Origin of the sequence: Pseudomonas sp. BAY1663 (assembly GCF_000582595.1) — a bacterium.
GTDB classification, from domain to species: domain Bacteria; phylum Pseudomonadota; class Gammaproteobacteria; order Pseudomonadales; family Pseudomonadaceae; genus Stutzerimonas; species Stutzerimonas stutzeri_AF.
Genome location: NZ_AZSV01000036.1, coordinates 14,628 through 41,115 on the forward strand (window position 1 = coordinate 14,628; position 26,488 = coordinate 41,115).

Sequence of the window (26,488 nt, forward strand, 5' to 3'; positions counted from 1 at the left end):
GACAGCGGCTTACGGCAGGTGATGCTTGGCGCCCGTGCCTCTCGATAGCGATTGCCGTTAACAGCGAACCGATGAGATGTGCAGCCGATCAGAATCCGCTTTTAACGATTGGAGAGTCGCCTGAAGATCGGCACGCCAAGCGTCGGCGATATCCCAAATGTGCTCTCAAAAAGGCGACAGTCCAGCACGGACCAGGCAGGGCGCTTGGCTGGCGTTGGATATTCTTCTGTTGTGATAGGCGTCAATCGCGGAGAGCGTCCAATAATTCCTGCTCTGGATACATGATCGAATATGGCTTGAGCAAACTCGAACCAGGAGCAATGTGACTGACCGCTGAAGTGATAGAGCCCCCATGGCAGCTTTCCGTCTGATTGATAACGCTGAGCGAGTTCAAGCAGGACCGAAGCGATACGCTCGCTACTGGTTGGGCACCCTACCTGGTCATCGACGATACGCAGCTCCTTTTCGCCTGTCAGACGCAGCATCGTGTTCAGGAAGTTGCTTCCATATGCCCCATAGACCCAGCTGGTCCTTAAGATCAGGTGCTTCTCCACCTGCTGCACCTGAGCCTCTCCATCACGTTTACTCGCACCATAGACGCTGAGGGGGGCTGTTTTGTCGTGCTCCACATAAGGGCGGCTGTGCTTCCCGTCGAAAACGTAGTCGGTGGAAAGATGGAAAATTGGAATACCGTGGCTGTCAGCGTGTCGCGCCAAGTTTCCTGCACCGTCTCGGTTAACTCGATAGGCAGCTTCCACACTCGTCTCAGCAGCGTCGACGCCGGTAAACGCGGCGGCATTGACGATAAGGTCTGGCTTCAGTAGCTCGATCTTCTCCAAGACAGACTGGCCGTTGCCAACATCAAGCTCGGCTTTAGACATGCCGATAATGCTCCACCCATACTCGGTGCCTTGTTCGACTAGATTGCGTCCTACCTGACCGTTGCAACCGGTGACTAATATCTTCACTTTCAGGGCTCTTGAGAAATAAAGAACGTTCTTTATGAGATGAAATAATCGATGGTTCAATCACTTAGCGTCAGATCGTAGCTCTGCATTTCCCAGCTACGCCTGATTCGTGTGAAAACCTTGCTGTACAGACATCTAAAATACTTTAGCCATAATCGCAGAGCATGCAGGAGGCCATTGCATTGATTATGCGGACCCAATGGGACAGGTAATGAATTGAGGTGTGAGGGACGGCTATCCATTGCCAGAGACTCTATCAAGTGACCCATGATCAGACGCTCAGCGCATGGTTCTGGTTCCCGCGAGACCGTGCTTGAACTGCGAAGCTGTTCCTGGTGCGATCGAAGATGTGGGGGTGAGGTAGGCGCTATAGCGGATCAGTGAGCGCATGTAGTAATGCCAAGCGACTACCTGGTTGCAATATCAGTGCAGCTCCTTTGGAAGGCTGAATCGGACACCTGCTTGACCGAAGCGGTCGCTTGCTGGGCGGTAGCTTTCGGCCATCAGCAGTCAGTGACATGTTCACTTTCCTGCGGTTGAGCAGCGCTTTACCTCAATGAGGCATGGAGGCTGAAGCGGCAGCTTGGCGATTGCGGCTGAGGCACGTAGGCTTTCCGAAACCCTGGAAGGATCGGCTACATGTCTGAAGAGTGGAAAGACTACCTCAAGGAAATGCTCTTTGACCGGGATCCGGCCAATGTGGATGTTCAAGCGGCCAACATATTTAAGCGCCGCTTCATTCCGAAGAAGTTGTACAAATATCGAACGATCACTAAATACGCTTTAGATAATTTGGTGAATAACACCCTTCACTTGACCACCGCCAGTCGATTTAACGACCCGTACGACAGCGCCCTGACAGTTGATCCATTTCGATCAAAGACAGGCAGGGACATGATTGATGGAGCTATCGCATCGGCTGAGCTAGGCAGATTGATGACGTGCTTCGTGAGCGTATTGCCAACTATATTGACGAGAGAAATGGCCGATTCCGAACGGAGTTACAGACATCATTGATTTCTCTGACTAGAGATGGCTACAAGCTATGCTCGCTTTCGTCGAGGATTGACTCCACTCTGATGTGGTCGCATTACGCGAAAGATCATACCGGCTTCGCTATGGAGTACGAATTTAAGTTGCTCCCTATAACTGATCCCGTTTACCGATTTCTTTGGCCTGTTATTTACACTGGCGAAATGTTGGATATGTCCTTCCTGTTCGACGATGAGGTTGGCAGCAGTATTGGCCTGAACGGTCTGTACCCAATATTAGCGGCAATGAGCAAGGCGAAGGATTGGGCCTATGAGGAGGAGTGGCGCCTAATAATTCCAGGCTCGACGGAAGAGAAACCCTATAACCTGCCTGTTCCAAAACCGACAGGTATTTATATAGGGGCTATGACGAAGGCCACTAATATTAAGCGGCTTGCAAACATCGCCCAAAAAAAAGGGATACCCGTCTTCAGAATGAAACTCGCAGCGAATGAGTACAGAATGGAGCCTCAACGAGTCGTGTAGAGCTATAGCGATTTATGACCGTCCGCAACTGGCCGATTGCCGCCGGTGACGACTGGCAGCTACCGGGCCAGAGCGGCGTTTCGGTTCACGTGCTTCAGCACGGCGCCGGCTCTTCGAGCAGGCTCGCTGAGCACTCTTAAACCCCGCAGCGCTGCTTCACCAATGAATGCCCTCTCTCTGCCGCTCACGAATCAACGCACACACGAATTCCGCGTATGCGTTCTATGGGTACATTGATTGAATGGTATCGGATGGATCTCATCCAATCCAGAGCTCTGGGGTGCTTTGCTGTACGTACTGGCTGGCCAGTTTGAGCACGCTGGGGTTCTTGGGGACATCGTTGTAAGGTCTGACCAGGCGTCGGTCGCCCATGAGCTTGGCGGCAATCCAGACAGAGCTGTGGCAGCACCGCGTAACACTCTTCAGCGTCAGCTCCTCGATGGGCTGCGCTACCTGGTGAAGAACGAGCTCAAGTTGAATCAGCCAGACGCTTCCGATGGCTGGATCACGGCCGATGCGATCTGGCTGGTCAGCAAGACCGTTTCGGATCGGCTGCGTGCTCACCTCCTCAGCCAAGGGATTGAGGGTGTTCCGGACCGCAACTCCACTCTCTTCAATGTCTTTCAGGATAACGGCCTGATTGTTGCGAATCCTGCTGGCAAAGCTATTTGGGATGCCGAAATCCTGAGCCCTACGGGATGGAAGAACGCATTCACGTTCTTGAGAGTTTCACCTTCACTCATATGGGCAGCTGGCGAAGACCGCCCGGAGCCTTTTGGCGGCTCGGTGCAAGTCCTCAACGAAGAAGCAGCCCCTGCCGCAGCTTCCGAAGCGCAGGAGGAAAAGCCCAGCCTTACTGCCGGGGGCGGCGATGCCGTTGCGGCAGAGCCTCAAGGGGACGAACCCGCAAGTGACCATGGACCGCAACCCGATGAGGTAGATGATACGGACTACCTTCTGGATCTGATGGATATGCGTGACGCGCCGACCAATTCGGTACCCGCCCCGGCGATGCCGGCGGCGTCCGAGGTCGAAGCTCAGTCAGACACTGCCGCGACCGCTACCATCGCTGGCCCGATCGGCGACACGCTAGGTCACCTTTTCATGCACTGGCTAAAAGTGGGTGTAGGAACCCACAAGATCATTATCAATGATGCAAAAGCCAAGGTTCACACCGTCAACGGCACGGCTTTTCTGGTGACTCCTGAAATATTCAGAAGGTATGCCCAAGAGCATCCGACCCTCTTCTCAGCGAGGGCTGGCGAAGGACAGCCATGGCTGCAGGTCCAAAAGTCGTTCGAAAAGCTGAAGCTTCACGTTAAGAAGAGCAACGGACATAACATCTGGACGTGCGAAGTCTTTGGACCTCGTAAAACGAAAACACTGAAGGGTTATATGCTCAAAAAACCCGGCGACGTATTCACAACTGAGATGCTGGATAATCCCAATCTCAAACTTTGTGAGAGTCAGGATGATCACTAGCTATCATTGGATAGTTGCGCTGAGGTCTGGACTACCCTAATTATGGCGGATTGACTTTGTTGATGACCGCTTGTGACTGGGCAGCTAGGCCAGCCAAGTAAGCGCCTAGGTCCTGGAAATTGTTTTCCTTGAGAATCCTCGCAACCATGGCAGAGCGCTTCTCCTTTAGCGGTAAAAAAATTGCGCAACGCTGGTGGTTGTGCGGGCGGGGCAATGTCTTCCAATAATACGTTGACTTGAAGCGAGCCATAGCTTCGTTGAACCCCAACCAAGCATCAGGCTCATGCGACAACACGAACATGCCGTATTCACGCCTGAGTTCTGTTATAGCCTGCTCACATAACCCGTAGATCTTATAGGTTCCGGTCAGCTCAACCGGCTGTTCAAGCCGCGCCGCGATGTACTTGGCAGCTGCGAAGTGATGCGAACCGCCGGAGTTCATCAGAAAGACGCGTCCGTCCCAAGCCCAAGTGGCGAAATAATCGTGATCGACGTGGCTGATGATCCGAATTTCATCCCAGGCCAGATTCTTCGCCAGCTTCGCCGGAGATATCTCGTCGATCATCTCGGGTGAGTTCCTTACCACCATGTCATCCATGGTGGCGAACTCCTTGAGTTCGGATTTCGACGCGGAGAAGCCATCTACCTGTTGGATATCGCACCGCCACCGTTGGATCTGCATCTCGCTGCCAACGCGCAATAGTGGGGCGCATTCGATGCTAGTCGAGCCATACCGACCATAGGTGCGGCAGTGGGTCCATCCATTCAGCTTGTCGCGATATATCCCGCGCTCATAAATAAGAGATCCGAAGTCGTGCCACCTAACAACCGCTCCTGCGCCAATACCTTTTGCTGTTTCCTGGATGGGCGAATTAAGTTTGACTGGGCTCTTAATCAGCTTCATGAGCGTTGCAGGATACCCACAGTCCTCACGCACTGAGTCCCATAGAAATGTTCCTGTAGTGGTCAACCCATCCCGGACAGTGGGTTAAGTTTTTCTTCGGCCACCGCAGGCGGTAGCCCATCGTTGAATTGATGCGGCCTGATCCAGTTGTAGCGGTGCATCAGGTAATGACTGATGTCCCGTTGGGCCTCCTGAGCTGTCAGGTAACCGGTCTGTGGAATCCACTCCGATTTCAAACTGCGGAACAATCGCTCCATCGGCGAGTTATCCCAGCAGTTGCCCCGGCGGCTCATGCTCTGTTCCATCCGATATCGCCACAACCGTTGCCGAAACAGGCGGCTAGCGTATTGGCTGCCCTGATCGGAATGAAACAGTACCTGCTGCGGTTTGCCACGCTGTTCGTAGGCCATGTCCAGCGCCTTGATCACCAACTCAGCATCCGGCTTGGCAGAAATCGCCCAGCCGACTACTCGTCTCGTATGCAGATCCAACACCGCCGCTAAGTAATGCCAGCGACCTTGTGCCCAGATGTAGGTGATGTCGCCGCACCACACCTGATTGGGGCGCTCAGTGGTGAACTCGCGGTTCAGCCGGTTCGGGATATCTGGTCGCTCAACCGTAGCCTGCTTGTATGCGTGTGAGCCTGGCTGCTTGCTGACCAAGCCCAACTCACGCATCAACCGACGCACACGAAAACGGCCAATGCTGACGCCATCCTCACGCAGCATACCCAGAATGCTGCGACTGCCAGCCGAGCCTCGACTCTGGTTGAACAGCTGGTTAACCTGACTGCGCAGTGCAACGCGGCATGCATCAACACGGCAGCGTCGAAGCCGATGGGCGTAGTAGCAAGACCGCACCACGCCGAAGGCTGAACAGACCACTTCCACCGACTCCCGCTCACTTAACTGGTCTATCAGCGCGTACGATTGAACTCGTCCGACATCAAGAGAGCGGTAGCCTTTTTTAGGATCGCTTTCTCCCGTTCCAGTCGGTCGATCCTGGCTTCCAGCTCCTGGATTTTCTGCTGTTCGGGCGTCAGTGCTTTGCTCTTCGGGGTAACGCCCACGCGCTCCTCTTGAAGCTGTTTTACCCATCGGCGCAGGGCCGACTCAACCACTCCCAGTGAACGAGCTGCTTCGATATGGCTGTAGCCTGATCGAGCACCAGGCAGGCGGCCTCTCGTTTGAACTCGGGCGTAAAGGAACGACGTTGCTTGGTCATCAGACACCTCTCTATGGCGAGCATTCTCGCCCTAAATGGGTGTCCGGAATCAGTAGACCACTACATCCTGCTCTGCGCCAGAAAGGGAGGGGCTGATCTATCGACATGCATTCACCATCGTCGGAGGCAGGCGTTCAGTATAAGGATGTACTCAGTAAGCGGGGTGCCGCGAGAGATAGTCCTAATCATAGATCCCACTCGCCAAGGCGTTGCGGGCCGCAACACCGAGCAGCACAGTGACGAATGAGAGGTGTGTTATGTGCAGTCGTTACGAAGCCCCTACCCCAGAGCGTCTCCAAGAAGAGTTTGGTGTCGAGTTCGACGCTCAGGAGAAGCTCGAATTGTGGCCAGGTTATGCCGGGCCGTTCCTGCGCAAGCCTCGCAATGTCGACCCGTACGATGACGCCGTGTTGCCATTTGAAGCTGAGGTGGGAGTGTTTGGGCTCCTGCCCTTCTGGGCCGACAAAAAGCTGGCACGGTCCACCTACAACGCCCGTTCTGAGACGGCCTCGGTCAAGCGGTCATTCAGGGAGGCATGGAAGAAGGCACAGCACTGCATCATCCCTGCGGTGGCGATCTATGAGCCCGACTGGCGAACAGGCAAGGCTATTCCTACTCGAATTTCCCGTGCCGATGGGCGGCTGCTAGGGATAGCGGGCCTATGGGAGGAGAGGAAAACTGCTGCAGGTGATAGGGAGCTGTCGTTCTCAATGCTGACGGTGAATGCCGATGACCATGCGCTGATGCGCAACTTCCATCGCCCGGGGCATGAGAAGCGCATGGTGGTGGTGCTCCCTCAGGCGCTGTACCAGGACTGGCTGACAGCTCCCGCTGAAATCAGCAGTGAGTTCATGACCCAGTATCCAGCCGATAGGCTGGTTGCCTATCCCCAGCTTTGAGTTGACGCCAAGTACAATAAAACCTCTTGCCCCTTGTTGAATCACAGTTCAATGTTGGCCTGCTGCCGATAGCTTGGCAGCGCCGCGGCCAGATAGAGATCACTATGACTGGAAAAATTATGTCTGACGGCGAGGCCGATAGGCCGGCACGCATGACTCCTGCCGAGTTCAAGGCTGCTTATAAGAGCAAAGGTTGGACAGGCAGGCTGCTCGCTGAGCGGTGGAGCTACTCAGTAGCTTGGATCAGCAAAGTGGGTAACGATCCCGAGCGTGATCAGATTTGGGATGATGCAGTCCGCGGGTTACCGTCCGTCAAGTAATTGAACCACAGTTCAATTATTGTGTTGCCATAAGTTGAACTGTAGTTCAATGTCGCGCATGCAAACATATCCGTTAGAGGATCTAGCATGTACGACAGCTCCCGCGATTCCAGCTCTGCTCACCTGAAACGCACCCTGTACCATTTCCATTTCTGCTGCGGCCTTGGGGGTGGGGCTCGAGGGTTCAATAGAGCGCGCCCCGTTGTCGGGAATGTAGAGGCCCAATGGGAGTGTCTTGGAGGTGTAGACGTAGACCCAGCTGGGCTCCGTGACTTCGAGCGACTAGCTGGCGTTCCCGGCACCCTGTTAGACCTCTTTACCCGCGAGCAATACACCCGTTTCCATGGCCAGCAACCGCCTGCTGGCTGGACCGAGGCGACTGCCGAGGACATACGCCGCGCCGCGCAGAATCTGCGCCCCGACGCCGTATTCATCAGTTCGCCATGCAAGGGCGCCAGTGGGCTGCTGTCCGAGGCCACCAGCAAAACGCCCAAGTATCAGGCCCTTAACGAGCGGCATGCCCTTCGGCAATTTTGCCGTCCAATCCAGCCATCAGCTGTTCTATCTCAGCCGTCTCAACGTCACTCACAAGCTACGCGTCTCTGTTTGGAAAATGGGGGTGCTGTCGATCCGGTTGGTCAGGCTTTCAATGCCAGGATTCGGCGCGCACCGTTGAGTACGATGAGGCCAACTACCGTACCAATCACCAAATCTGGATAGGAAGAGCCTGTCCACGCAACCAGAGCTCCAGCGGCGATAACACCAATATTCGCGATCACATCGTTGGCCGAAAAAATCCAACTCGCTTTCATGTGTGCACCGCCTTCACGATGGCCGTAGATCAATAAGAGACAGCTGACGTTCGCGACGAGTGCAACTAAGCCAATCCCCATCATCAGCATCGACTCAGGTTCGCTGCCATAGATGAAGCGCCTAACCACCTCCACGAGTACCCCCAGAGCCAACACGATCTGGATAAAACCCGCCAGGTGCGCAGCGCGAACCTGCAGCTGCGCAGCCCGACCGACCGCAAAGAGAGCCAGACCATAGACGGCAGCATCAGCAAACATGTCCAGCGAGTCGGCGATCAGACCCGTCGACTGAGCAATCAAGCCTACGCCCAACTCGATGACAAACATCGTGGCATTGATACCGAGCAGGATTTTGAGCGAGCCAGCCTCCTTGGAAGCAGTCAGCTCTTCACTGGCGCTATTGGCCGAAGCTGCTTCCTGGCTGGCCGGTTGAGTACCGAGCAATGTTGCCCCCAAACCAAGTGATTCCAGCTTGGTTGCGATCTGGTCAACCGGACCGTCATGGAAAGCGCGTACCTGTCTGCTGCTCAGATCAAAGGACAGCGAATTGAGTTCAGAAAAGCCATTGAGCGCGAGCCGAATCATTCGCTCTTCTGACGGGCAATCCATCTTGGGCACAGAAAAACTGCTGACCCAAGTCCCTTCATTCGAAGGCGCGGCTGCCGCTTCAGTGCTTACCGGCTCAGGGCCACAGCCACAGGATTTATCACAAGAAGTCATGACTCGCCTCTCCTATAGGACTTGATTCTACCGATTAAAAACCATGTAGTGGCTATAGGGTCAAGCCTGGATATACTGGCTTTTTTACCAAGGGACAGACCATGCGCATCGGTCAACTTGCACAGCGGACAGGAGTGGACACTCAGACGATTCGTTTTTGAACCGCCCTGGGAATTCCGGAGGCTCTTTGGTGTGAGTCATGCCGCTTGGGCCGACTCGGTAAGTTGCTGATAGTAGATCGCTTCGGCCTCTGCCGGCGGCATGTTCCCGATGGGCTCCAGTAGCCGTCGGTGGTTGAACCAGTCCACCCACTCCAGCGTCGCCAGCTCCACTGCCTCCCGATTCTGCCAGGAACGACGATGGATCACCTCGGGCTTGTACAGGCCATTGATGGTCTCGGCCAAGGCATTGTCATAGGAGTCGCCCACGCTGCCCACCGAGGGCTCGACCCCAGCTTCAGCTAGGCGCTCGGTATAGCGGATCGAGACGTACTGCACGCCACGGTCGCTGTGATGGATCAGGCTGCCCTGGCCGACCGGTCGGCGGGCATACAACGCCTGTTCCAACGCATCGAGAACAAAGTCTGTGCGGGCTGAGCTGGACACGCGCCAGCCGACGATACGCCGGGCGAATACGTCGATGACAAAGGCCACGTAGACGAAGCCCTGCCACGTGCTGACGTAGGTGAAGTCCGACACCCAGAGCGCGTTTGGCCGCTCGGCGCGGAACTGGCGATTGACCTTGTCCAGCGGGCACGGGGTGGCCTTGTCGCTGATCGTAGTCTTGACCGGTTTGCCGCGTACGACACCTTGTAGACCCAGTCGCCGCATCAGTCGCTCCACCGTGCAGCGAGCCACCACTACGCCTTCGCGCTTGAGTTGCCGCCAGACCTTGCGCACGCCGTAGACCTGGAAGTTCTCCTCCCAGACCCGCTGGATATGCCCGCTCAGTACCTCGTCACGCCGTGTTCGCGGAGAGCGCCGCTCGGGAGCGGCCTGGCAATGTGCATGGGCGTAGTAGGTCGATGGAGCGATCGGCAGTACCCGGCAGATCGGCTCGACTCCATAAACCGCACGATGCTCGTCGACGAACGCCTTCATGGCTTGAAGCGGCGGTCGAGCTCCGCCTGGGCAAAATACGCGGACGCCTTGCGCAGGATCTCGTTGGCCTGGCGCAACTCACGCACCTCACGTTCCAGCGCCTTGATCCGCTCGCGTTCGCTGCTGGTCTGGCCTTCACGTTTGCCAGTATCGCGCTCGGCCTGGCGTACCCAACGGCGCAGTGTTTCGGCGGTACAACCGATCTTGGCAGAAATCGAGCAAATCGCTGCCCATTCCGACTCGTGGTTGCCTTGATGTTCCAATACCAGTCGAACCGCTCGCTCGCGGACTTCCGGGGAGTACTTCGTCGTCGTCTTCATGGCTCCATCCTCTCAAGAGTTGGAGCCTCCGGGAAAGCCGGGGCGGTTCAATGCTGCTTCGTAAGCGTCTGATAGCGGTCAAGCGTGATTTCCCGGGAATCCGGGTCCCATTTTTTGTCTTGCGTGATGTTTCCCTGCAAGAGGGCAATATTGATAGGGCCAGCGGCTGGCTGCGTCCACTCACGATCCAGAATCTGCAAGCTGGCGAGAGTAGCGATTAACACGGCACCGGCTACCGTCGCACGGTGCAGGCTTAAGCCCAAGATAACCCACGCAAGCCCGCCAGCGAGCAAGGCCACCAGAAAACTCACGCCAAGCACACCAAAGACAGGAGCGATAGTGGCAAGTGTGGTGTCGGTCTGGCTGTAGCCGATAAAAAGCCAAGGAAAGCCGGTTAAGAACCAGGTGCGCATCCATTCACTCAACACCCATGCCGCTGGTAGCCCTAGCCAGAGCGCCGTCGCATCGATCTCAGGGTGCAGGCGGCGTACGAGATACGCGACGCCCCATGGGAAGAGAGCTAGCAGCGAGACAAAGGCCGTTGTGGCTAACACTGCCACCACGGGGCCATTGCCGTACTGGCTGATGCTGATGTAGACCCAGGAGACACCTACGCCGAAGTAACCAAGGCCAAATATGTAGGCCGACCATAGCGCCTGACGCCTTGAAGATTGCGCGACCAGGACAAATAATGCGGCAAGAGCCATCACCGCAATCCATGCCCAGCCCACAGGGGCAAAGGCAAGCGGCATGGCGCCTCCGGCTAGTAAAGCCATCACCCTTGTCAGAAACGTCTTGTAGCGCATTCCCGAGGTTAAGTCGGACGGTAGAGCGCACTTATCACCCAATGCTCTCGCCTCCTAAGCCAAGATCAACCCTGTAGCTCATGCTTTCTTGCTCCGCTCAACTCACACCCATCAACCCATTCGACGGGCTGACCAGAGTAGCAAAGTGAACTTTCTGAACTCGACAAGGTGCGCCGTAAGCTGGGAGCTGCTCCGTATTCGGGGCCATGCCGAGATAACGGGAAAATTCACTCACATCCATCCTAACTGATTGATTTATCAGAACATTTCCATGACGGGAATTTTTATGGAATCATAACGAGATCACGGAAAATTAAGACATTCAAACCATAAATGTTTGATTTCTAGGCTTTGTGTTGCTCTCACATGCTTGCGCATGTTCGCCCACCTTCAATTAGTCTCAAATGTGGGCTCGATGGCAGCTGTAAACTTTCCTCCCCTCGGAGGTGATGATCATGCGGCACGTTGCAATGCAGCCAACGGAAACGACTTCAGACGTTACCTGTGACGCTTGTTGCCAAAGCACAAGTATTGAAACCGCTCTGCAATCACTCGAACGACAACTCGTTTCACTGCGGGCTAATTGCAACGATGGGCGGGAAGTTGAGGCTTGCGGCATTCTCGCCGGAATTAGCGAGGACGCATGCATTAAATGAACGGCGTTGGGGCTTGCGGGCCTGGTTACCCGGCCAACGCGCATGCCCTCGAAATGGTTGTTTGTCCCTGTGGTTTTTGCCCCTTCGTAGTGATGGCTGTCTCCGTGCGGTATCACTTTGAGTCAGGCCTGCCGAGGAAACGTGAGTTCAAACGTGGTCCGACCGTCTTTGCTGGCGACGGCCACGTGGCCTTTGTGGAGGTTCATCACTGAGCGGACAATCGCTAGCCCCAATCCTGCCCCGTGAGGTTGTATGCCGTTAACGCGGTAAAAGCGGTCGAACAGATGTGGGAGATGATCCGATTCGATAGTCGCGCCATGATTGGTGACAGCCAGCGAGACGATGTCTACGTCCTCCTCAAGGATCTTAAGTTCGACCGTACTGCCAGTATTTGAATGCCGCAGCGCGTTGGATAGCAGGTTGGAAATGGCCCGCTGGACCATAAGTCGATTTCCCAAAATCATGGCATCGCCCGTTACTGTCGTAGCGACTCCCGCTTCTTCGGCAAGGACTTCGAAGTATTCACATACGCGCCTCGCCTCGCTTCCTAAAGATAATTGTTCGAGCTTCAGTGCTGGGCTGGCGTGGCTGGCCTGGGCGAGAAACAGCATGTCTGACACGATTCGATCCATGCGTTCGAGTTCTTCAACCGACGACTCGATCACCTCCCGATAATGCTCCTTGCTTCGCTCACGCACCAAAGTCACCTGCGCCTTGCCTATCAGGTTGTTCAGCGGAGTTTTTAACTCATGAGCCACATCGTCCGAGAATTGTGACAGTTGCTGAACGCCGTCATCGAGTCGATGAAGCATTACGTTGAGGCTGTGCGCCAATGCCTGGAGCTCTTGCGGAAGCCGATCGGTGCGGATTCGAGGTGATAGATCCTGTGTAGATACCTTAGTCGCCAAGGCCCGGAACTTGCGAAGCGGCCGCAAGCCATTTTGGGCGATTAGCCATCCAGCCAATCCGATCAATATCAGTAGCATCGGCACGGTCACTAAGGCCGAGCGCAGGAATGCAGCCACCAGCCGTTGATCGGCACTGCGATCTTGCGAAAGTAAAAGCGTCATTGAAGCCAGTCCCGGGACTTGGATTTGCTTGCGCCCGGTTAGCATCTGCACGCCATCTTTCGTTGTCCAGCCAAGATAGTCGCCGTCCCTGCTCACGAGATCCAGCTGCTGCGGCGCATTGGCGAATCGGCCGATACTGAAAATGGGTGATTTCGCTGTATCGCCGATGACCGTAATCGAAAGGTTGTCATGGCCGAGTACGGTATCGCTCAATGCGTGTTGCCAGGAGCGGCCCATACGGGCTTTGGTGTCTTCGAGGAGTCCATGATCGATCTGAGAGAGCTTGGCCGTCACTTCCTCCTGGGCGCGCAGTTCCAGTTGGCGCACCAGTACCCAGTAGCTCAGTGCAATCAGCAGCGCGACCAAAGCGGCGCCGGTCAGTGTGATTTGAAGCGCGAGACGCGATGCGAGGCTGAGTGGCTTCAAGGCCGCGCCTCCAGCACGTAGCCCACACCCCGGATGGTGTGTATCAGGCGATCGCCGAAGGGTTCGTCCACTTTCATCCGCAGGCGACGAATCGCAACATCCACCACATTGGTATCGCAGTCGAAATTGATGTCCCACACCATGGCAGTTATTTCCGTACGCGTGAGGACTTCGCCAGTCCGGCGCATGAGCAGATGCAATAACGCAAATTCTTTGCTGGTGAGGTCGATACGCTGACCGCTCCGGTAAGCCCTATGCCGGGCCGGGTCCAGTTCGAGGTCGGCTACACGCAGGTTGCTCGGAAGTGTGACTGCCTCGCCTCGCCGCAACAGTGTCCGGATACGGGCAAGCAGCTCGGGGAACTGGAACGGCTTGACCAGATAGTCGTCGGCGCCCGATTCCAAGCCGCGGACTTTTTGCTCTAAGCGGCCATTGGCAGTCAGCATGATGACGCGTGTCTGCTTACGCCGCCTGATGAGTTCGAGAACCTCCCACCCATCCATGGTTGGCAGATTCACATCTAGCAGCACGATGTCATAGTCGTTCTGCAGTGCCAGGTGAAACCCATCGAGGCCATCACTTACGCAATCGACCAAGTAACCACATTCGATAAGACCCTGCTGCAAGTATTCCGCAGCTTTGATCTCTCTTCGACAACCAGGATGCGCATGTTTTCAGGTAACTCGGCAAGGAGGTGCGCGGTAAGCGGAACCAAAAAAATCCATGTAGTAACTAGGTCAAGACGAAAGCGGCTTGGCTCTAGCGTGAAAGGCAGAGGCGAAAAGATCTGCCAGGGAAGCGGGAAGCACTTTAACGCGGTAAAAGCCCTGTGAGGGCTATCTTGCGAATTTGTAATCTACCGGTCATTTGGTTGACCCGCAGCGCGAGCGGGTGCACCAAACGAAAAAAGGCGCCCTGATGGGCGCCTGAAACACATCTTCAAACCAAGGGAGCAAAACTAAAGAAGATGTGGTGTTGCTCATGGTGTTTCACAAGATCGAGAGAGGGTACTCGGCGATGAATCGGACCTCATCGAGGTCGGACTCGAAAGCAGTCGCCCGCGTGGTAGCCTGGCGCACCCGCAGAGACAAATCCTTGAGAGAGCCAGTCTGTACAACGTAGCGGGCTTCGACGTCGCGTTCCCAGCGGTTCTGTCCCGTCAGCGGCGCACCGTTATCGTCTTGGCGCATGTACACCTCGTTCGCGTTGCTGTAATCGGCGCCCCAACCGCGGGCGTAGCGGGTCATGAAAGTAAGCCCGGGTATGCCGTACTCCGCCATGTTCAGGTCGTAGCGCAGCATCCAGGACTGCTCTTTAGGTGAGTTGAAATCACTGTACTGAATGGAGTTGTTCAGGTAGATCGAGTCCGCCTGGCGCAAGTAGTCAAAGTCGTTGTTACCGTTGTTTCGCTGATACGACGCCGTGACGGTGTGCGCGCCGAAGGCGACACCCAGGCTGGAGCTCCAGATGTTGTTGTTGAACTCGCCCAGCAACTCACGGCCTTCGTCGGTTGCCTTGTAATAGTTGAAGCTGGCCAGCAGCGCGACGATATCGGAGAGCGGATAGGTGGCCGACGCACCGAAGTAATGCTGGTTCCAGGCATCTTTGAGGCGGCTGGTGTACAGGCTAAGACTGATATTTTCATTCACGCTGTAGTCACCGCCTGCGTAGCCGAGCCAAGGCGCGTCTACGCCCCCGCCGTAGAAGGTGACGAAGTCTTCGTTCATGTTACTGGTGTTGGGCTGGCTCATCGCGTGCAAGCGGCCTCCCTGAAGGGTGAGGTCGTCCAGCGAGTTGTTCACAACGGTGACACCCTTGAAAGACTCCGGCAGCAGCCGAGAGTCGCCGAAGTGCACGACAGGTGTAGTGGGAAATACATCGCCGGCCTTGATCTCGGTGTCCAGCAAGCGTGCTTTCACCGCGCCCCCACCCGTGTGAAGTCATCCTCAGGATCGCCAGCGCTGTCGTGGGGAAGCAGGTCGATGCTGCCGCCCACACCGGAGCGCCCCGAACCGGAGTCGAGCTTGAGGCCGAGCATGGCGAAAGCGTCGAAGCCAATCCCTACCGAGCCTTGGGTATATCCGGACTCGAAGAAGGCCATCAATCCGTGGGCCCATTCCTCGGAGTAGCCATTGCCGGCGGCACTCTCACCGTCGCGAAAATCCCGATTGAAATAGAAGTTGCGATTTATCAGCGATAGCGTGCTGCCTTCGATGAAGCCCTCGGCTGTTTCCGATTGGGCAAAGACCGGGGCGCTGCCCAATGCCAGTGAAAGGGCTGTCAGCGAAAAAACGGCCTTTTTGCTCATGATGATGCTCCTTATGTACGGCAGGTCAGTGCTCGAATGACGCCTTTCGCCTTTTTGTTTTTTAGCGCTTGGCCATGTTCTTCCCCTAGAGATGACGGCAGGATTAGCGGCAAATGACTATTTTGTAATCTGAGGAAGCCCAATCGCGCACTCCTTCGATTACAGATTTGTAATGTTGCGGTCACCAGGTCGTTATCCACACTTATTTAAAGTCACCACCCCATAGCCATCAGCTATCTCGCCGGCTTGGCAAGGCTGATAAAAACGCTTTCGTGTATTTGTCTACTAAATTCAGGGCGAATCACTATCGCAGTAGAGGTGCATGTATTCAGCGTCTTGGCGGGGTAGTTCTATGATTGGATTCGATATTTAAACCAGGAAGTCATCTTTTTGCCTTGGATGAGAAAAACAGTTCTGCTGTTGTTGCTAGCCCTTTTCCCATTGCAATCATCATGGGCAGTTGTAAGCACGAGTTGCAGTCATGAATATGGTTCGGCATCAAACCATCTTGGACATCATGAACATGCGCATGAATCTCTAGGTACGGACGAGGATGGATCGTCAAAAGCCGCAAAAAAAATCAGTCTGGATAGAGATTGTGTTTTCCATGGTGACCATATCAAGCCGCTTATAACGAAAGGGATCTGTACTGGTTCGGTATTATCAATGAGCTTGAAACCGTTTCTTTCTGCTAGCTACGCATCGGCTGAAGCGGGGCGTCCTGAGAAACCTAATTGGCGCATCAGTACAAAACCGGTGGGACGCCAAAGTAACCAGTAAGCGCCATTTATCTGTATCTTACGTCTCACCGAACCTTCCCTTTTTTAGGAGATTTCGGTGCGAAAAGTTCTTCTACCGCTGGGGTTGGCGACATTGTCGTGCAACCTTGCCTTTGCGCAGCCTTTAGAGTTGCCGACCTTCACACAGACCTTACCTGTCGGTGTGTCAAATACATTCCCCGTTGAGTCTGTCGATTCCATAAGCTTTCTACGCGCCTTGGAACTCGCTAGCTCTGCAAGCCCTGAACTGGCTGTTGCAAGACGTGAGCTGGCTGCTTCTCGCGCATTAATTAGCCAAGCCGGAGCACGTCCGAATCCAATATTGTCCGCTAGCCAGGAGGGAATCCGGGGCGATGCTCCGGAGACGACGCTTGAGCTGAGCCAAGAAATAGAGCTGGGCGGTAAACGTTCGGCTCGTATTGAGGCAGCGCAACGCGCCATGGACGTAGCGGCCGCTGACCTACAGGACGCTCAAGCTCGACTGAGGGGGGCAGTGATGGGCGCATATTACGATGTGCTTACTGCTCAAGAACGGCTGGAACTCGCCCAGGCTGCTTCAGATCTTGCGAAGCGAGCAGTGAACGTGGCCAATCGACGTGTGAGGGCCGGCATGGTCTCTCCCGTAGAGGAAACCCGGGCGCAGGTTGCGGCTACTGGCGTGCAAGTAGAGCTTGCCCAGGCCACAGCTGAACTCGAAGCTGCGCGCACTCGGCTGGCGGCCAACTGGGGAAATCCACAGCCACGCTTTGAGCGAGTAGAAGAGCCGGCAGAGGCAGTGCCTCCTCTTCCAGAGCTAGCTGAGCTTTACAGCCGTTTGAACGATTCCGCCCAACTAACCCGCGCGCGTCGGGAGGCTGAAAGACGTCGGGCTGCGTTGGAGCTGGAAAGGACGAATCGCTTTTCTAACGTGACGGTTAGCGTAGGTGCCCAACGCTCAGATGAATATAACGGCACGCTGGGACTGGTGAGTATCTCGATGCCCCTGCCGTTGTTTGATCGAAACCAAGGCAACATCGGAGCAGCGCAGGAACGGGCCTACCAGGCGCAGGACGAGCTCAACGCCGTCCATATACGCCTGAAAAGCGAACTTTCCCAAGCGCACATGCGGCTGCGCACTGCTCGCCAGCAGTTTGAACTGTTGCGCAACGATATGCTCCCCAGTGCCCAAAGCGCTTATGAAGCTGCCAGCAAGGGGTTCGAACTTGGAAAATTCACGTTCCTTGACGTACTGGATGCTCAACGCACGCTTTTCCAAGCCCGATCTCAGTATCTGTCTGCGCTATCACAAGCTAACCAGGCGGCGGCAGAAATCTCGCGAATTGTCGGCGATGGGTCGGCCGTTATCACCTCGGCCACTCAGCCATAAGGAATCCATATGAAAAGTAAATCGAATACATCTTCCTTGGCTGGTCACAAGAAGCAGATTTTTTGGATCGTCGTCATATTAAGCGTGGCACTTATGCTTGGCGGATTGCTTCTTCGCAGTAGTCCAACTGTGCCCGATGCGGGCGACGCACATAGCGAGCATGGTGACGAATCGGAGCATGAGGATGAAGGGCATTCGGATGAGGATGCAGAAGCAGAAGCAGAAGGAGATCATGGCCATGATGAAGGAGGCGCCGATAGCGATCACGAGGTCGGTGCGGCAGAGAAAGATGAGCATGACGATGGTCCTGAGGGAGCAGCGCACGCCGAAGCAGCAGAGGTTGAACTCTCCGAGACCCAAATCCTAGCCGCGGGCATCTCGCTGGCAACCGCTCAGCCTGCAAAGATACAAAGCGCAATCGAGCTGCCAGGTGAAATTACGTTTAACCAGGATCGCACAGCGCAAGTTGTGCCTCGTCTCTCAGGTGTCGTTGAAGCGGTCAAAGTCGATTTGGGCGAACAGGTGAAACAGGGGCAAGTACTTGCTGTGATCGCGAGTACAGACCTGTCGGAACGTAGAAGCGAGTTCTACGCGGCGCAAAAACGTCTTGCATTGGCTCAAAAAACCTATCGACGCGAAAAGGAGCTATGGGAAGAGCGTATTTCTGCGGAACAGGATTATTTACAGGCACAACAGGCTTTACGGGAAGCAGAGCTGACTGTTGCGAATGCAAACGCACAGCTACAAGCGCTTGGCAGTGATGCTGGCAAGCCAGACGCATTGAGCCGCTACGAACTCAGGGCGCCGTTCGATGGGATGATCGTTGAGAAGGACATCACGCTCGGTGAGTCAGTCAATACCGATGACCAGATATTCATCATTTCCGATCTCTCTACCGTTTGGGCAGATATCAGCGTTCCTGCCAATGCACTCAGCGCGGTACGAGTCGGCAGCAATGCCGTTATCGAGGCCACAGCATTCGAGTCCAGTGCCAATGGCACCGTTTCTTATGTCGGCTCACTTGTTGGTCAGCAAAGCCGCGCCGCTACCGCCCGGGTCACACTTCCCAACCCTGAAGGGGTTTGGCGCCCCGGCCTGTTCGTCAAAGTGCAGGTAGGCGCTGGCGAAGCATCCGTGCCAGTCGCAGTAAGTCCTGATGCGATCCACACATTGGAAGAAAAGCCGGTGGTGTTTGTACGGACCGACCATGGCTTTGCTGCTCAGCCAATCGTGAGTGGCCGCAGCGATAGTGAAGCGGTCGAAATCAAGGAAGGCCTCCAGGCCGGAGCGCGCTATGCCTTGGATAACAGCTTCATCATCAAGTCCGAGCTTGGCAAAGCCAGCGCCTCGCATGCTCACTGATACGGAGTTATAGAATCGTGTTCGAACGTATCATTCGTTTTTCTATCGAGCATCGCTGGTTGGTTATGCTAGCCGTGCTTGGCATGGCAGCGTTAGGAGCTTACAGCTACCAAAAGCTGCCTATCGATGCTGTCCCGGATATCACCAACGTACAGGTGCAAATCAACACTGCGGCGCCAGGTTATTCCCCGCTGGAAGTGGAGCAGCGTATTACCTACCCGCTCGAGACGGTAATGGCTGGGCTGCCCAAGCTCGAGCAGACACGATCCTTGTCTCGATATGGACTTTCTCAGATCACAGTTATTTTTGAGGAAGGCACTGACATCTATTTTGCCCGCCAACTTGTGAACGAGCGCCTGGGAGGGGCCAAAGATCAGCTCCCAGATGGCGTCACTCCAACACTTGGACCTATTTCCACTGGGCTTGGCGAAATCTATTTTTGGACGGTTGAAGCTGAGGAAGGTGCCACCAAATCGGACGGTACGCCGTATACCCCCGCTGACTTGCGTGAGATTCAAGATTGGATCATCAAACCGCAAGTCCGAAATGTACCTGGTGTTACTGAGATCAATACGATTGGAGGATATGCAAAGGAATATCAGATCGCCCCCAACCCAGACACTTTGCGGTCGTTTGGACTAACACTACATGATTTGATCGAGGCGGTTGAGCAAAACAATAACAATCTAGGTGCCGGATATATTGAAAAGCGCGGCGAGCAGTATCTTGTTCGCGCGCCAGGGCAAATGCAGTCTGTGGAGGACATCCGCGATACCCTTATTAGCAACGTTGACGGTACCCCAGTGCGTATCCGCGACGTTGCGACGGTCAAGGTTGGAAAGGAGCTCCGCACTGGCGCAGCCACCGAGAATGGCCGCGAAGTGGTGCTAGGTACGGCTTTCATGCTTATCGGTGAAAATAGCCGGGTAGTTTCTAGGGCTGTCGATGACAAAATGAAAGAGATAAACCTTTCGCTTCCGGAGGGCGTAAAGGCGATTACTGTCTACGATCGTACTGTGCTCGTAGACAAAGCTATATCCACCGTTAAGAAGAACCTCACTGAAGGTGCCATTCTTGTTGTGGTTATACTTTTTCTCTTCTTGGGCAATATCCGTGCGGCGATCCTAACCGCACTTGTTATACCGCTGGCGATGCTCTTTACGTTCACCGGCATGGTAGCCAACGAGGTCAGCGCCAACCTGATGAGCTTAGGCGCATTGGATTTCGGCATCATTATCGATGGTGCGTGGTGATTGTTGAGAACTGCGTGCGTCGACTTGCTCACGCTCAGTCCCATCACGGGCGGGCATTAACGCTGTCCGAACGGCTTCATGAAGTGTTCGCTGCGGCAAAGGAAGTGCGTCGACCTCTACTCTATGGGCAGCTGATCATTATGATCGTATATCTGCCGATATTCGCCCTTACAGGGGTCGAAGGTAAGATGTTCACGCCCATGGCGTTTACCGTAGTGACAGCGCTATTCGGGGCGATGATCCTCTCGGTGACGTTCGTCCCAGCAGCCGTTGCGCTATTTATCGGTAAGCGGGTTACGGAGAAGGAAAACTTTCTAATCCGCAATGCTAAACGGGCCTACGCACCTGCACTCGATGCGGTGATGGCCAACAAGCCAGCGGTTCTCACCTTTGCCGTAGTTGTAGTCATACTTTCCGGCCTCGTAGGGTCACGTATGGGCAGTGAATTCGTGCCTAGCCTCAACGAGGGGGACTTCGCTATCCAAGCCCTTCGTGTACCGGCTACCAGCCTTAGTCAGTCTGTCGAGATGCAGCAGCAGCTGGAACGAAAGCTTATGGACGAGTTTCCGGAGATCGAGCGGATTTTTGCGCGCACAGGCACTGCGGAGGTGGCATCCGATGCCATGCCACCAAATATCTCTGACGGGTACGTCATGCTGAAGCCTCAAGAACAATGGCCGGATCCAGGCAAGTCGCGCAATGAACTCTTAAGCGAGGTCCAAGCATCCGCCGCTGAGCTACCGGGCAATAACTACGAGTTTTCCCAGCCGATTCAACTGCGTTTCAACGAATTGATTTCCGGTGTTCGTGCCGCTGTAGCCGTGAAAATCTATGGTGATGACATGGACGTTCTTAACAGCACGGCGGCGGAAGTGTCCGAGGTGCTAGGACAAGTACCAGGCGCTTCAGAGGTTACGGTCGAGCAAACAACTGGTCTTCCTATGCTCACGATCGATATCGATCGCGATCAAATCGCACGATACGGCCTGAGTCTAGATACCGTACAGCAAGCGGTTGCAGTAGCCATCGGGGGCCGAGAGGCAGGCACCTTGTTTCAAGGAGACCGGCGTTTCGATATCGTAGTTCGTTTACCGGACGAGATACGCAGCGATCTCGCCGCAATTGAGCGGCTTCCAATTGCCCTTCCAAGGGAATTAAACAGCGCCATAAGTTATATCCCCCTCGGCGAGGTGGCCACCCTGGATTTGGCCCCCGGTCCGAATCAGATCAGTAGAGAGGAAGGGAAACGGCGAATTGTTGTCAGTGCAAACGTCCGTGGTCGGGACATTGGATCATTCGTATCCGAGGCAGAACAGAAAATCCAGGCTCAGGTAGATATCCCGGCAGGTTATTGGATCGATTGGGGCGGTACCTTTGAGCAGCTTGAATCGGCAACGAAGCGGCTGCAGATTGTCGTCCCCGTGGCGCTGCTCCTGGTCTTCATTCTGCTTTTCATGATGTTCAACAATGTCAAAGACGGCTTGTTGGTCTTTACCGGGATTCCATTTGCGCTCACGGGAGGCATTGTTGCGCTGTGGCTCAGAGATATCCCATTGTCCATTTCAGCAGGTGTTGGCTTTATTGCTCTGTCAGGCGTCGCAGTTCTAAATGGCCTGGTAATGATCTCCTTCATCCGTAGCCTACGGGAGCAAGGTTTGCCTCTGGACACCGCGATCCGCGAGGGCGCTCTTACCCGGCTACGCCCGGTATTGATGACGGCCCTAGTGGCTTCACTCGGGTTCGTTCCAATGGCCTTGAATGTGGGTACCGGTGCAGAGGTGCAGCGCCCCCTTGCGACGGTGGTAATCGGGGGGATTCTCTCCTCAACGGTGCTAACGCTATTAGTTTTGCCGTTGCTCTACCAGATGGCTCATCGGCGCGAAGACGAATTGGAGGAGCAAGAAATCGCGCTAGCCGCCGACAGAACGAGCTAGATATCGGATGGCGGTACACAACGCCCCGTTCTTGCTAGCAAGCAAGAACGGGGCGTGTTGATTATCGGAGCGCTAAGTTCATTAGCGGCGCAGCGGGCAGTACAGCCTTGGTGGCGCAGGTCTGATGCATCTAAGCGGTAAATAAGAAACTTGCTCGCGCTAAGTGCTATGACCTGCGCTACATACGCCTCCTCGACCTGATGGCTTTCACCCAAGGTGAGCTGACGAAGGATTATGCGAGCAGCGGCTGACCTGCCCTGGTTGGCAGCAAGGGGCGATAGCTACGACAACGCCCTGGCTGGAATGATCAGCAGGCTGTACAAGACCGAGCTGACACCTTCAATCATGCACGAACCGCGAGACCGCTGAGATGACGACCCCCGACATGGATGCGGGGTAGGCCACCAGCGTCTGTTCAGCTCACTCGATATGCTCCTTGCGAAGGCTAATAACAACAGATCAGGCGATGGCGGCCTGACTTAAACGAAACGGCTTTTATAAATCAAGGGCGATTCGCTGGTAGCGATGTTGCGGGCAAGTTATGGAAACAAAAAAGCGCCCCGAAGGCGCTTAGAGTGCAACTGCTTCCAAAGGAGCTTGGAAGCTGCCGGAGGCGAATATCGTTCAGATATGAAGCGGTTAGTCAGCTTTGGTTTCTTTCTTGCTTTCCGTATTGTTCTGATCTTGGCGGGTATCCTTAATCTGTAATTCGTCTATTTTTCGTTTGGCGGATTCGGTTCCGTGAATTCGTTTTTGATCTGCTCGGAATTTTTCATTAAATTTAATTGAGCGGTCATAGCCATCTTCTGCATAAGACAATGCGGAGCCGCAGATTACCAAACCAACAACAATAGCTTTCAACAGATTCATAGGGCAGTCCTCGCTAAATTCAAAGGTGGCTTGCTGAGCTTTCTCGCTGAGCCCTGCAGGTTCGAATGAATTTTGCGTGATTGAAGCTAACAGCAGCATGAGCCAAGCATTACATTATTGAAATGTAATGCTTCCATTGCGCGGTGACATGAGCGCCTTGCTTCGTCATGTCAGCACCGAGGCGCACCAATCTGCAAGGGCCTATCCTACGAAAAGAATGATTGGAAGATTACAATTTTGTCATCCTCGGATTGACGCCGTATCATCTATCATTAGCGAGCAACGTCGTTTAACGTTTGAGAGGGATCGGCCAGTTATCGGCAAGTTTCAGACGATAATGCACGAACTCGCTTGAGAGTGGTCCCATTTCTGTCAGTGTGGTTTGGAAGGCCAGATGGTATTGGTGCTAGTATTATCTATTACTTTTTTTGGGTTCCCTATCCTTGACTTATGTTATTTAAGGACGGTTAAAAACCAATGGCTCACGAACATAACCATAACACCGAAGCCATAGGCGATAAGCGTTTAATCGCTGCCATTGGCGTTAATACTGTGCTAACTCTGGCACAAGTTGTTGGAGGAATACTTTCTGGCAGTTTATCGCTCATAGCTGACGCGCTACATAACTTGAGCGATGCCGCATCACTGGTTATTGCGCTCATCGCACGTAAAATCGGTCGCAAACCGCCAGATGCTTTTAAAACCTTCGGCTACCGACGCAGTGAAACCATAGCGGCTTTGATTAACTTGGTCACGCTGATTATCGTTGGTCTCTACCTCATCTACGAAGCTATAGGTCGGTTTTTTGCCCCACAGCCCATTGAAGGATGGACAGTGGTCGTGGTGGCGGGAATAGCCTTGATTGTAGATGTCGTCACGGCCTTGCTCACCTACACAATGTCTAAGAATAGCATGAATATAAAGGCGGCATTCCTGCACAATGTGTCGGATGCGCTGGCCTCCGTCGGGGTTATTATTGCCGGAACATTGATTCTTCTGTATGGCTGGTACTGGACGGATACTGTCCTGACACTGATGATTGCTGGGTACGTGCTCTGGCAGGGCTTTAGCATGCTGCCTAAAACCATTCACTTGTTAATGGAGGGCGCACCAGAAGGAGTTTCCATCACTGATATAATCAATGTCATGGAGCAAGTGGACGACGTTGTGAGTGTTCACCACGTACATGTCTGGGAAATTGCCGAACATTCAACTGCATTGGAAGCTCACGTTGTCATCAAGAAGGCTAGCCTGCCCGAAATTGAACGAGTAAAGACTGATTTAAAACGAGTACTTCATGAGCAATTCAAAGTCAGCCACTCGACACTTGAAATGGAACTAGACGGCAGTGTTTGTATCGACACCAGGCAGGCCGACAGTCATCGCAGCGAAGCATAAGCCTGCTTTGCGCTCAACGCTGTTGCTAGACAGTTAGCTCGATATCAACCGGAGTGAACTTGTGACATCACTCGTTGCCGCTATGTCATCGACCAGAGACATGCTAGGGACAGTCTGAAAAAGACTTTCTGATTTTGGCAAAATAGCCGAACGCCACCCACCGAGTTTTCTGATGAAGCAGATGACCTTCGCCGATGCCGAGTACGCCGGCAAGCGCAAGCAGACCCGCAAAGAGCTGTTCCTGATCGAGATGGATCGGGTGGTGCCGTGGAAGGGGTTGATTGCCCTGATCGAGCCGCATTACCCCAAGGGTGAAGGTGGCCGTCCGGCGTACCCGTTGATGGCAATGCTGCGGGTTCATCTAATGCAAAACTGGTTCGGTTATAGCGATCCAGCGATGGAGGAGGCACTGTACGAGACCACCATCCTGCGGCAGTTCGCGGGGCTGAGCCTGGAGCGTATCCCCGACGAAACCACCATCCTCAACTTCCGTCGCCTGCTGGAGAAACACGAACTGGCTGCTGGCATCCTGGCCGTGATCAATGGCTACCTGGGTGACCGTGGCCTGTCGCTGCGCCAAGGCACCATCGTCGATGCCACGCTGATCAATGCGCCGAGTTCGACCAAGAACAAAGACGGCAAGCGCGACCCAGAGATGCACCAGACCAAGAAGGGCAACCAGTATTACTTTGGCATGAAGGCCCACATCGGCGTCGATGACGAATCGGGCCTGGTACATAGCGTGGTAGGTACGGCGGCTAACGTGGCGGACGTCACCCAGGTCGACAAGTTGCTGCATGGCGAGGAAAACGTGGTCTGCGCCGATGCGGGTTATACCGGCGTCGAGAAGCGTGCCGAGCATGATGGCCGCGAAGTGATTTGGCAGGTGGCAGCACGGCGCAGCACTTACAAAAAGCTGGGCAAGAGCAGCGCGCTGTACAAAGCCAGACGCAAGATCGAGAAAGCCAAGGCTCAGGTACGGGCCAAGGTTGAGCACCCGTTTCGGGTGATCAAGCGGCAGTTGGGGTTTGGGGAGCAATGGAACCAAAAACCAACGTAAGCTCTGAATCCCACCGTAAAGGGGCTTTCCGATCTCCAGCTCACCCGCCAGGCATTACTCTCTGATCAGTGCCTCGATGATCGGGCAGATCGTTCCGCCGTCTCCCGCATCACATTGCTGCACCAGTTCGCCTAACAGTTGCTGCATGACGACCAAGTCGGCCATCTTCTGCTCGATCAACGCGAGCTTGCGTGCAGCCCGTGCTCGCGTTTCGGCACAGGCGCACGACTCATCCAGCGTCAGCAGTCCACCGACTTCCGAGAGCGTGAAACCCAGCGCCTGAGCCCGCTTGATGAAACGCAGTCGCTTCACCATGTCCACCGGATAGCGCCGATGGCCACCCAAGGGTTTGGCTGGTTCATCCAGCAGCCCGCGTCGCTGGTAGTAGCGGATCGTCTCGACGTTCACCCCGGCGGCGTCTGCCAGCTTGCCAATGGTCAGCTCTGTGGCCATCACTTTCTCCTTGATTCCGTACTTTGGTACGGAGTTTAGAATAGCACCTAGGCAATCAGGCTCAGGAGATGGGAATGGGGATGCAACTCACCGGGAAAGGCTCGCTGGTCGCGAGTTCGCTGACCGCCATCGGTGCGTCGGTGTGCTGTGTCGGGCCACTGGTGCTGTTGGCACTCGGTGTCGGCGGTACGTGGGTGGGCGCTCTGACCATGATGGAGCCACTACGCCCCCTCTTCATCGGGTTGACTCTACTGTTCCTGGGATTGGCATTCCGCAAGCTCTACCTGGTGCCACAGGTTTGTACGCCAGGTACACCCTGCGCCGATCCGCGCACGCTCGTGCGACAGCGACTCGTGTTCTGGATCGTCAGCGTGCTGCTGCTCGGCCTATTGGCCGTGCCGTGGCTCGCCCCGCTGTTCTACTGAAGGAGATTAACCATGCGCAAACTGCTGATCGCCGTGCTTTTCGCCTTGCCCTTCGT

Annotated in this window: 15 protein-coding genes, 8 pseudogenes and 1 other annotated feature; of the genes and pseudogenes, 12 read left to right on the forward strand and 11 right to left on the reverse strand. The window is 54.8% G+C overall.

The annotated features are described in order from the left end of the window. Positions 1-57: 57 nt before the first annotated feature. A pseudogene (gene rfbD, locus BAY1663_RS12040) lies at positions 58-968 on the reverse strand (dTDP-4-dehydrorhamnose reductase). A 639-nt stretch (positions 969-1,607) separates the two neighbouring features. Here rfbD and BAY1663_RS23025 point away from each other — a divergent pair. From BAY1663_RS23025 to BAY1663_RS12050, 3 genes are all read left to right on the forward strand, one after another. Next, positions 1,608-1,985, forward strand: coding sequence for a hypothetical protein (locus tag BAY1663_RS23025; RefSeq protein ID WP_051497133.1), 378 nt, complete (start codon positions 1,608-1,610; stop codon positions 1,983-1,985). A gap of 62 nt (positions 1,986-2,047) precedes the next feature. After that, the gene (locus BAY1663_RS12045) at positions 2,048-2,485 is read left to right on the forward strand and encodes a DUF2971 domain-containing protein (protein ID WP_051497134.1); all 438 of its coding nucleotides are present in this window, start codon (positions 2,048-2,050) and stop codon (positions 2,483-2,485) included. A gap of 237 nt (positions 2,486-2,722) precedes the next feature. Further along, on the forward strand, positions 2,723-3,967 hold the full coding sequence (locus tag BAY1663_RS12050; protein ID WP_079328581.1) for a helicase/relaxase domain-containing protein: 1,245 nt from the start codon (positions 2,723-2,725) through the stop codon (positions 3,965-3,967). A 40-nt stretch (positions 3,968-4,007) separates the two neighbouring features. Here BAY1663_RS12050 and BAY1663_RS12055 read toward each other — a convergent pair whose 3' ends face one another. Together BAY1663_RS12055 and BAY1663_RS12060 are read right to left on the reverse strand one after the other, a co-directional pair. Continuing rightward, entirely contained in the window at positions 4,008-4,871 is an 864-nt protein-coding gene (locus BAY1663_RS12055; protein WP_256206713.1) for a DUF6685 family protein, read from the reverse strand. Positions 4,872-4,933: 62 nt separating this feature from the next. Further along, positions 4,934-6,095, reverse strand: a pseudogene (locus BAY1663_RS12060) (IS3 family transposase). Positions 6,096-6,352: 257 nt separating this feature from the next. On the opposite strand from BAY1663_RS12060, the gene BAY1663_RS12070 reads away from it, so the two are divergent. Together BAY1663_RS12070 and BAY1663_RS25240 are read left to right on the forward strand one after the other, a co-directional pair. Next, a complete protein-coding gene (locus tag BAY1663_RS12070) occupies positions 6,353-6,994 on the forward strand; it encodes an SOS response-associated peptidase (protein ID WP_017246258.1) in 642 nt (213 codons plus the stop codon). A gap of 407 nt (positions 6,995-7,401) precedes the next feature. Next, a pseudogene (locus BAY1663_RS25240) lies at positions 7,402-7,827 on the forward strand (DNA cytosine methyltransferase); the annotation flags it as partial. Between the two features lie 125 nt (positions 7,828-7,952). Here the strand turns inward: BAY1663_RS25240 and BAY1663_RS12085 are convergent. From BAY1663_RS12085 to BAY1663_RS12100, 3 genes are all read right to left on the reverse strand, one after another. Beyond that, positions 7,953-8,846 (reverse strand): cation transporter, encoded by an 894-nt coding sequence (locus BAY1663_RS12085; protein WP_026006648.1) that lies wholly within the window; start codon positions 8,844-8,846, stop codon positions 7,953-7,955. 197 nt (positions 8,847-9,043) lie between these two features. Continuing rightward, positions 9,044-10,266 (reverse strand): IS3 family transposase gene (locus BAY1663_RS12090; protein WP_128576265.1). Its coding sequence is split into 2 segments (ribosomal slippage): positions 9,044-9,981 and positions 9,981-10,266, totalling 1,224 coding nucleotides; the frame shifts between segments, so codons are not numbered across the junction. Next, positions 9,872-9,988: a sequence feature (AL1L pseudoknot), on the reverse strand. It overlaps the preceding gene by 117 nt. 47 nt (positions 10,267-10,313) lie before the next feature. After that, positions 10,314-11,018 carry a hypothetical protein gene (locus BAY1663_RS12100; RefSeq protein ID WP_256206714.1) on the reverse strand — a complete coding sequence of 235 codons (705 nt, stop codon included), beginning with the start codon at positions 11,016-11,018 and terminating at the stop codon, positions 10,314-10,316. Positions 11,019-11,608: 590 nt separating this feature from the next. Between BAY1663_RS12100 and BAY1663_RS23805 the strand changes: the two are divergent. After that, positions 11,609-11,728: pseudogene (locus BAY1663_RS23805) on the forward strand (Cd(II)/Pb(II)-responsive transcriptional regulator); the annotation flags it as partial. A 122-nt stretch (positions 11,729-11,850) separates the two neighbouring features. Here BAY1663_RS23805 and BAY1663_RS12105 read toward each other — a convergent pair. From BAY1663_RS12105 to BAY1663_RS12115, 3 genes and pseudogenes are all read right to left on the reverse strand, one after another. After that, a complete protein-coding gene (locus BAY1663_RS12105) occupies positions 11,851-13,224 on the reverse strand; it encodes a heavy metal sensor histidine kinase (protein ID WP_017246078.1) in 1,374 nt (457 codons plus the stop codon). Then, positions 13,221-13,894 (reverse strand): annotated as a pseudogene (locus BAY1663_RS12110) (heavy metal response regulator transcription factor). Before BAY1663_RS12110 ends, BAY1663_RS12105 begins: the two are co-directional and overlap by 4 nt. Positions 13,895-14,213: 319 nt before the next feature. Next, a pseudogene (locus BAY1663_RS12115) lies at positions 14,214-15,532 on the reverse strand (OprD family porin). A gap of 837 nt (positions 15,533-16,369) precedes the next feature. Here BAY1663_RS12115 and BAY1663_RS23810 point away from each other — a divergent pair. The 3 genes and pseudogenes from BAY1663_RS23810 to BAY1663_RS12130 all read left to right on the forward strand — a co-directional run bounded on the left by BAY1663_RS23810 (position 16,370) and on the right by BAY1663_RS12130 (position 22,226). Continuing rightward, the gene (locus tag BAY1663_RS23810; protein WP_038663111.1) at positions 16,370-17,677 is read left to right on the forward strand and encodes a TolC family protein; all 1,308 of its coding nucleotides are present in this window, start codon (positions 16,370-16,372) and stop codon (positions 17,675-17,677) included. Between the two features lie 9 nt (positions 17,678-17,686). Further along, complete coding sequence (locus BAY1663_RS12125) at positions 17,687-19,039, forward strand: efflux RND transporter periplasmic adaptor subunit (protein WP_037041095.1); 1,353 nt, start codon at positions 17,687-17,689, stop codon at positions 19,037-19,039. A gap of 17 nt (positions 19,040-19,056) precedes the next feature. Beyond that, a pseudogene (locus BAY1663_RS12130) lies at positions 19,057-22,226 on the forward strand (CusA/CzcA family heavy metal efflux RND transporter). Between the two features lie 639 nt (positions 22,227-22,865). Here the strand turns inward: BAY1663_RS12130 and BAY1663_RS23815 are convergent. Further along, positions 22,866-23,195 carry a hypothetical protein gene (locus BAY1663_RS23815; RefSeq protein ID WP_128576267.1) on the reverse strand — a complete coding sequence of 110 codons (330 nt, stop codon included), beginning with the start codon at positions 23,193-23,195 and terminating at the stop codon, positions 22,866-22,868. Positions 23,196-23,573: 378 nt separating this feature from the next. On the opposite strand from BAY1663_RS23815, the gene BAY1663_RS12135 reads away from it, so the two are divergent. Together BAY1663_RS12135 and BAY1663_RS12140 are read left to right on the forward strand one after the other, a co-directional pair. After that, a complete protein-coding gene (locus BAY1663_RS12135) occupies positions 23,574-24,494 on the forward strand; it encodes a cation diffusion facilitator family transporter (RefSeq protein WP_037041098.1) in 921 nt (306 codons plus the stop codon). 172 nt (positions 24,495-24,666) lie between these two features. Beyond that, a pseudogene (locus tag BAY1663_RS12140) lies at positions 24,667-25,524 on the forward strand (IS5-like element ISPst7 family transposase); the annotation flags it as partial. A gap of 84 nt (positions 25,525-25,608) precedes the next feature. Here the strand turns inward: BAY1663_RS12140 and merR are convergent. Further along, positions 25,609-26,007: an Hg(II)-responsive transcriptional regulator gene (gene merR / locus BAY1663_RS12145; protein WP_003089120.1), complete on the reverse strand. Its 399-nt coding sequence runs from the start codon at positions 26,005-26,007 to the stop codon at positions 25,609-25,611. 74 nt (positions 26,008-26,081) lie between these two features. Here merR and BAY1663_RS12150 point away from each other — a divergent pair, with 74 nt between their 5' ends. After that, positions 26,082-26,432, forward strand: coding sequence for a mercuric transporter MerT family protein (locus BAY1663_RS12150; protein WP_003089115.1), 351 nt, complete (start codon positions 26,082-26,084; stop codon positions 26,430-26,432). The last annotated feature ends 56 nt before the right edge of the window (positions 26,433-26,488 follow it).

Bases quoted from the DNA above. Each gene is read 5' to 3' on its own strand.
- BAY1663_RS23025 (WP_051497133.1), top strand. From the start codon at position 1,608: ATGTCTGAAGAGTGGAAAGACTACCTCAAGGAAATGCTCTTTGACCGG.
- BAY1663_RS12045 (WP_051497134.1), top strand. From the start codon at position 2,048: ATGTGGTCGCATTACGCGAAAGATCATACCGGCTTCGCTATGGAGTAC.
- BAY1663_RS12055 (WP_256206713.1), bottom strand. From the start codon at position 4,871: ATGAAGCTGATTAAGAGCCCAGTCAAACTTAATTCGCCCATCCAGGAA.
- BAY1663_RS12070 (WP_017246258.1), top strand. From the start codon at position 6,353: ATGTGCAGTCGTTACGAAGCCCCTACCCCAGAGCGTCTCCAAGAAGAG.
- BAY1663_RS12085 (WP_026006648.1), bottom strand. From the start codon at position 8,846: ATGACTTCTTGTGATAAATCCTGTGGCTGTGGCCCTGAGCCGGTAAGC.
- BAY1663_RS12100 (WP_256206714.1), bottom strand. From the start codon at position 11,018: ATGCCGCTTGCCTTTGCCCCTGTGGGCTGGGCATGGATTGCGGTGATG.
- BAY1663_RS12125 (WP_037041095.1), top strand. From the start codon at position 17,687: ATGAAAAGTAAATCGAATACATCTTCCTTGGCTGGTCACAAGAAGCAG.
- BAY1663_RS23815 (WP_128576267.1), bottom strand. From the start codon at position 23,195: ATGCTGCTGTTAGCTTCAATCACGCAAAATTCATTCGAACCTGCAGGG.
- BAY1663_RS12135 (WP_037041098.1), top strand. From the start codon at position 23,574: ATGGCTCACGAACATAACCATAACACCGAAGCCATAGGCGATAAGCGT.
- merR (WP_003089120.1), bottom strand. From the start codon at position 26,007: ATGGCCACAGAGCTGACCATTGGCAAGCTGGCAGACGCCGCCGGGGTG.
- BAY1663_RS12150 (WP_003089115.1), top strand. From the start codon at position 26,082: ATGGGGATGCAACTCACCGGGAAAGGCTCGCTGGTCGCGAGTTCGCTG.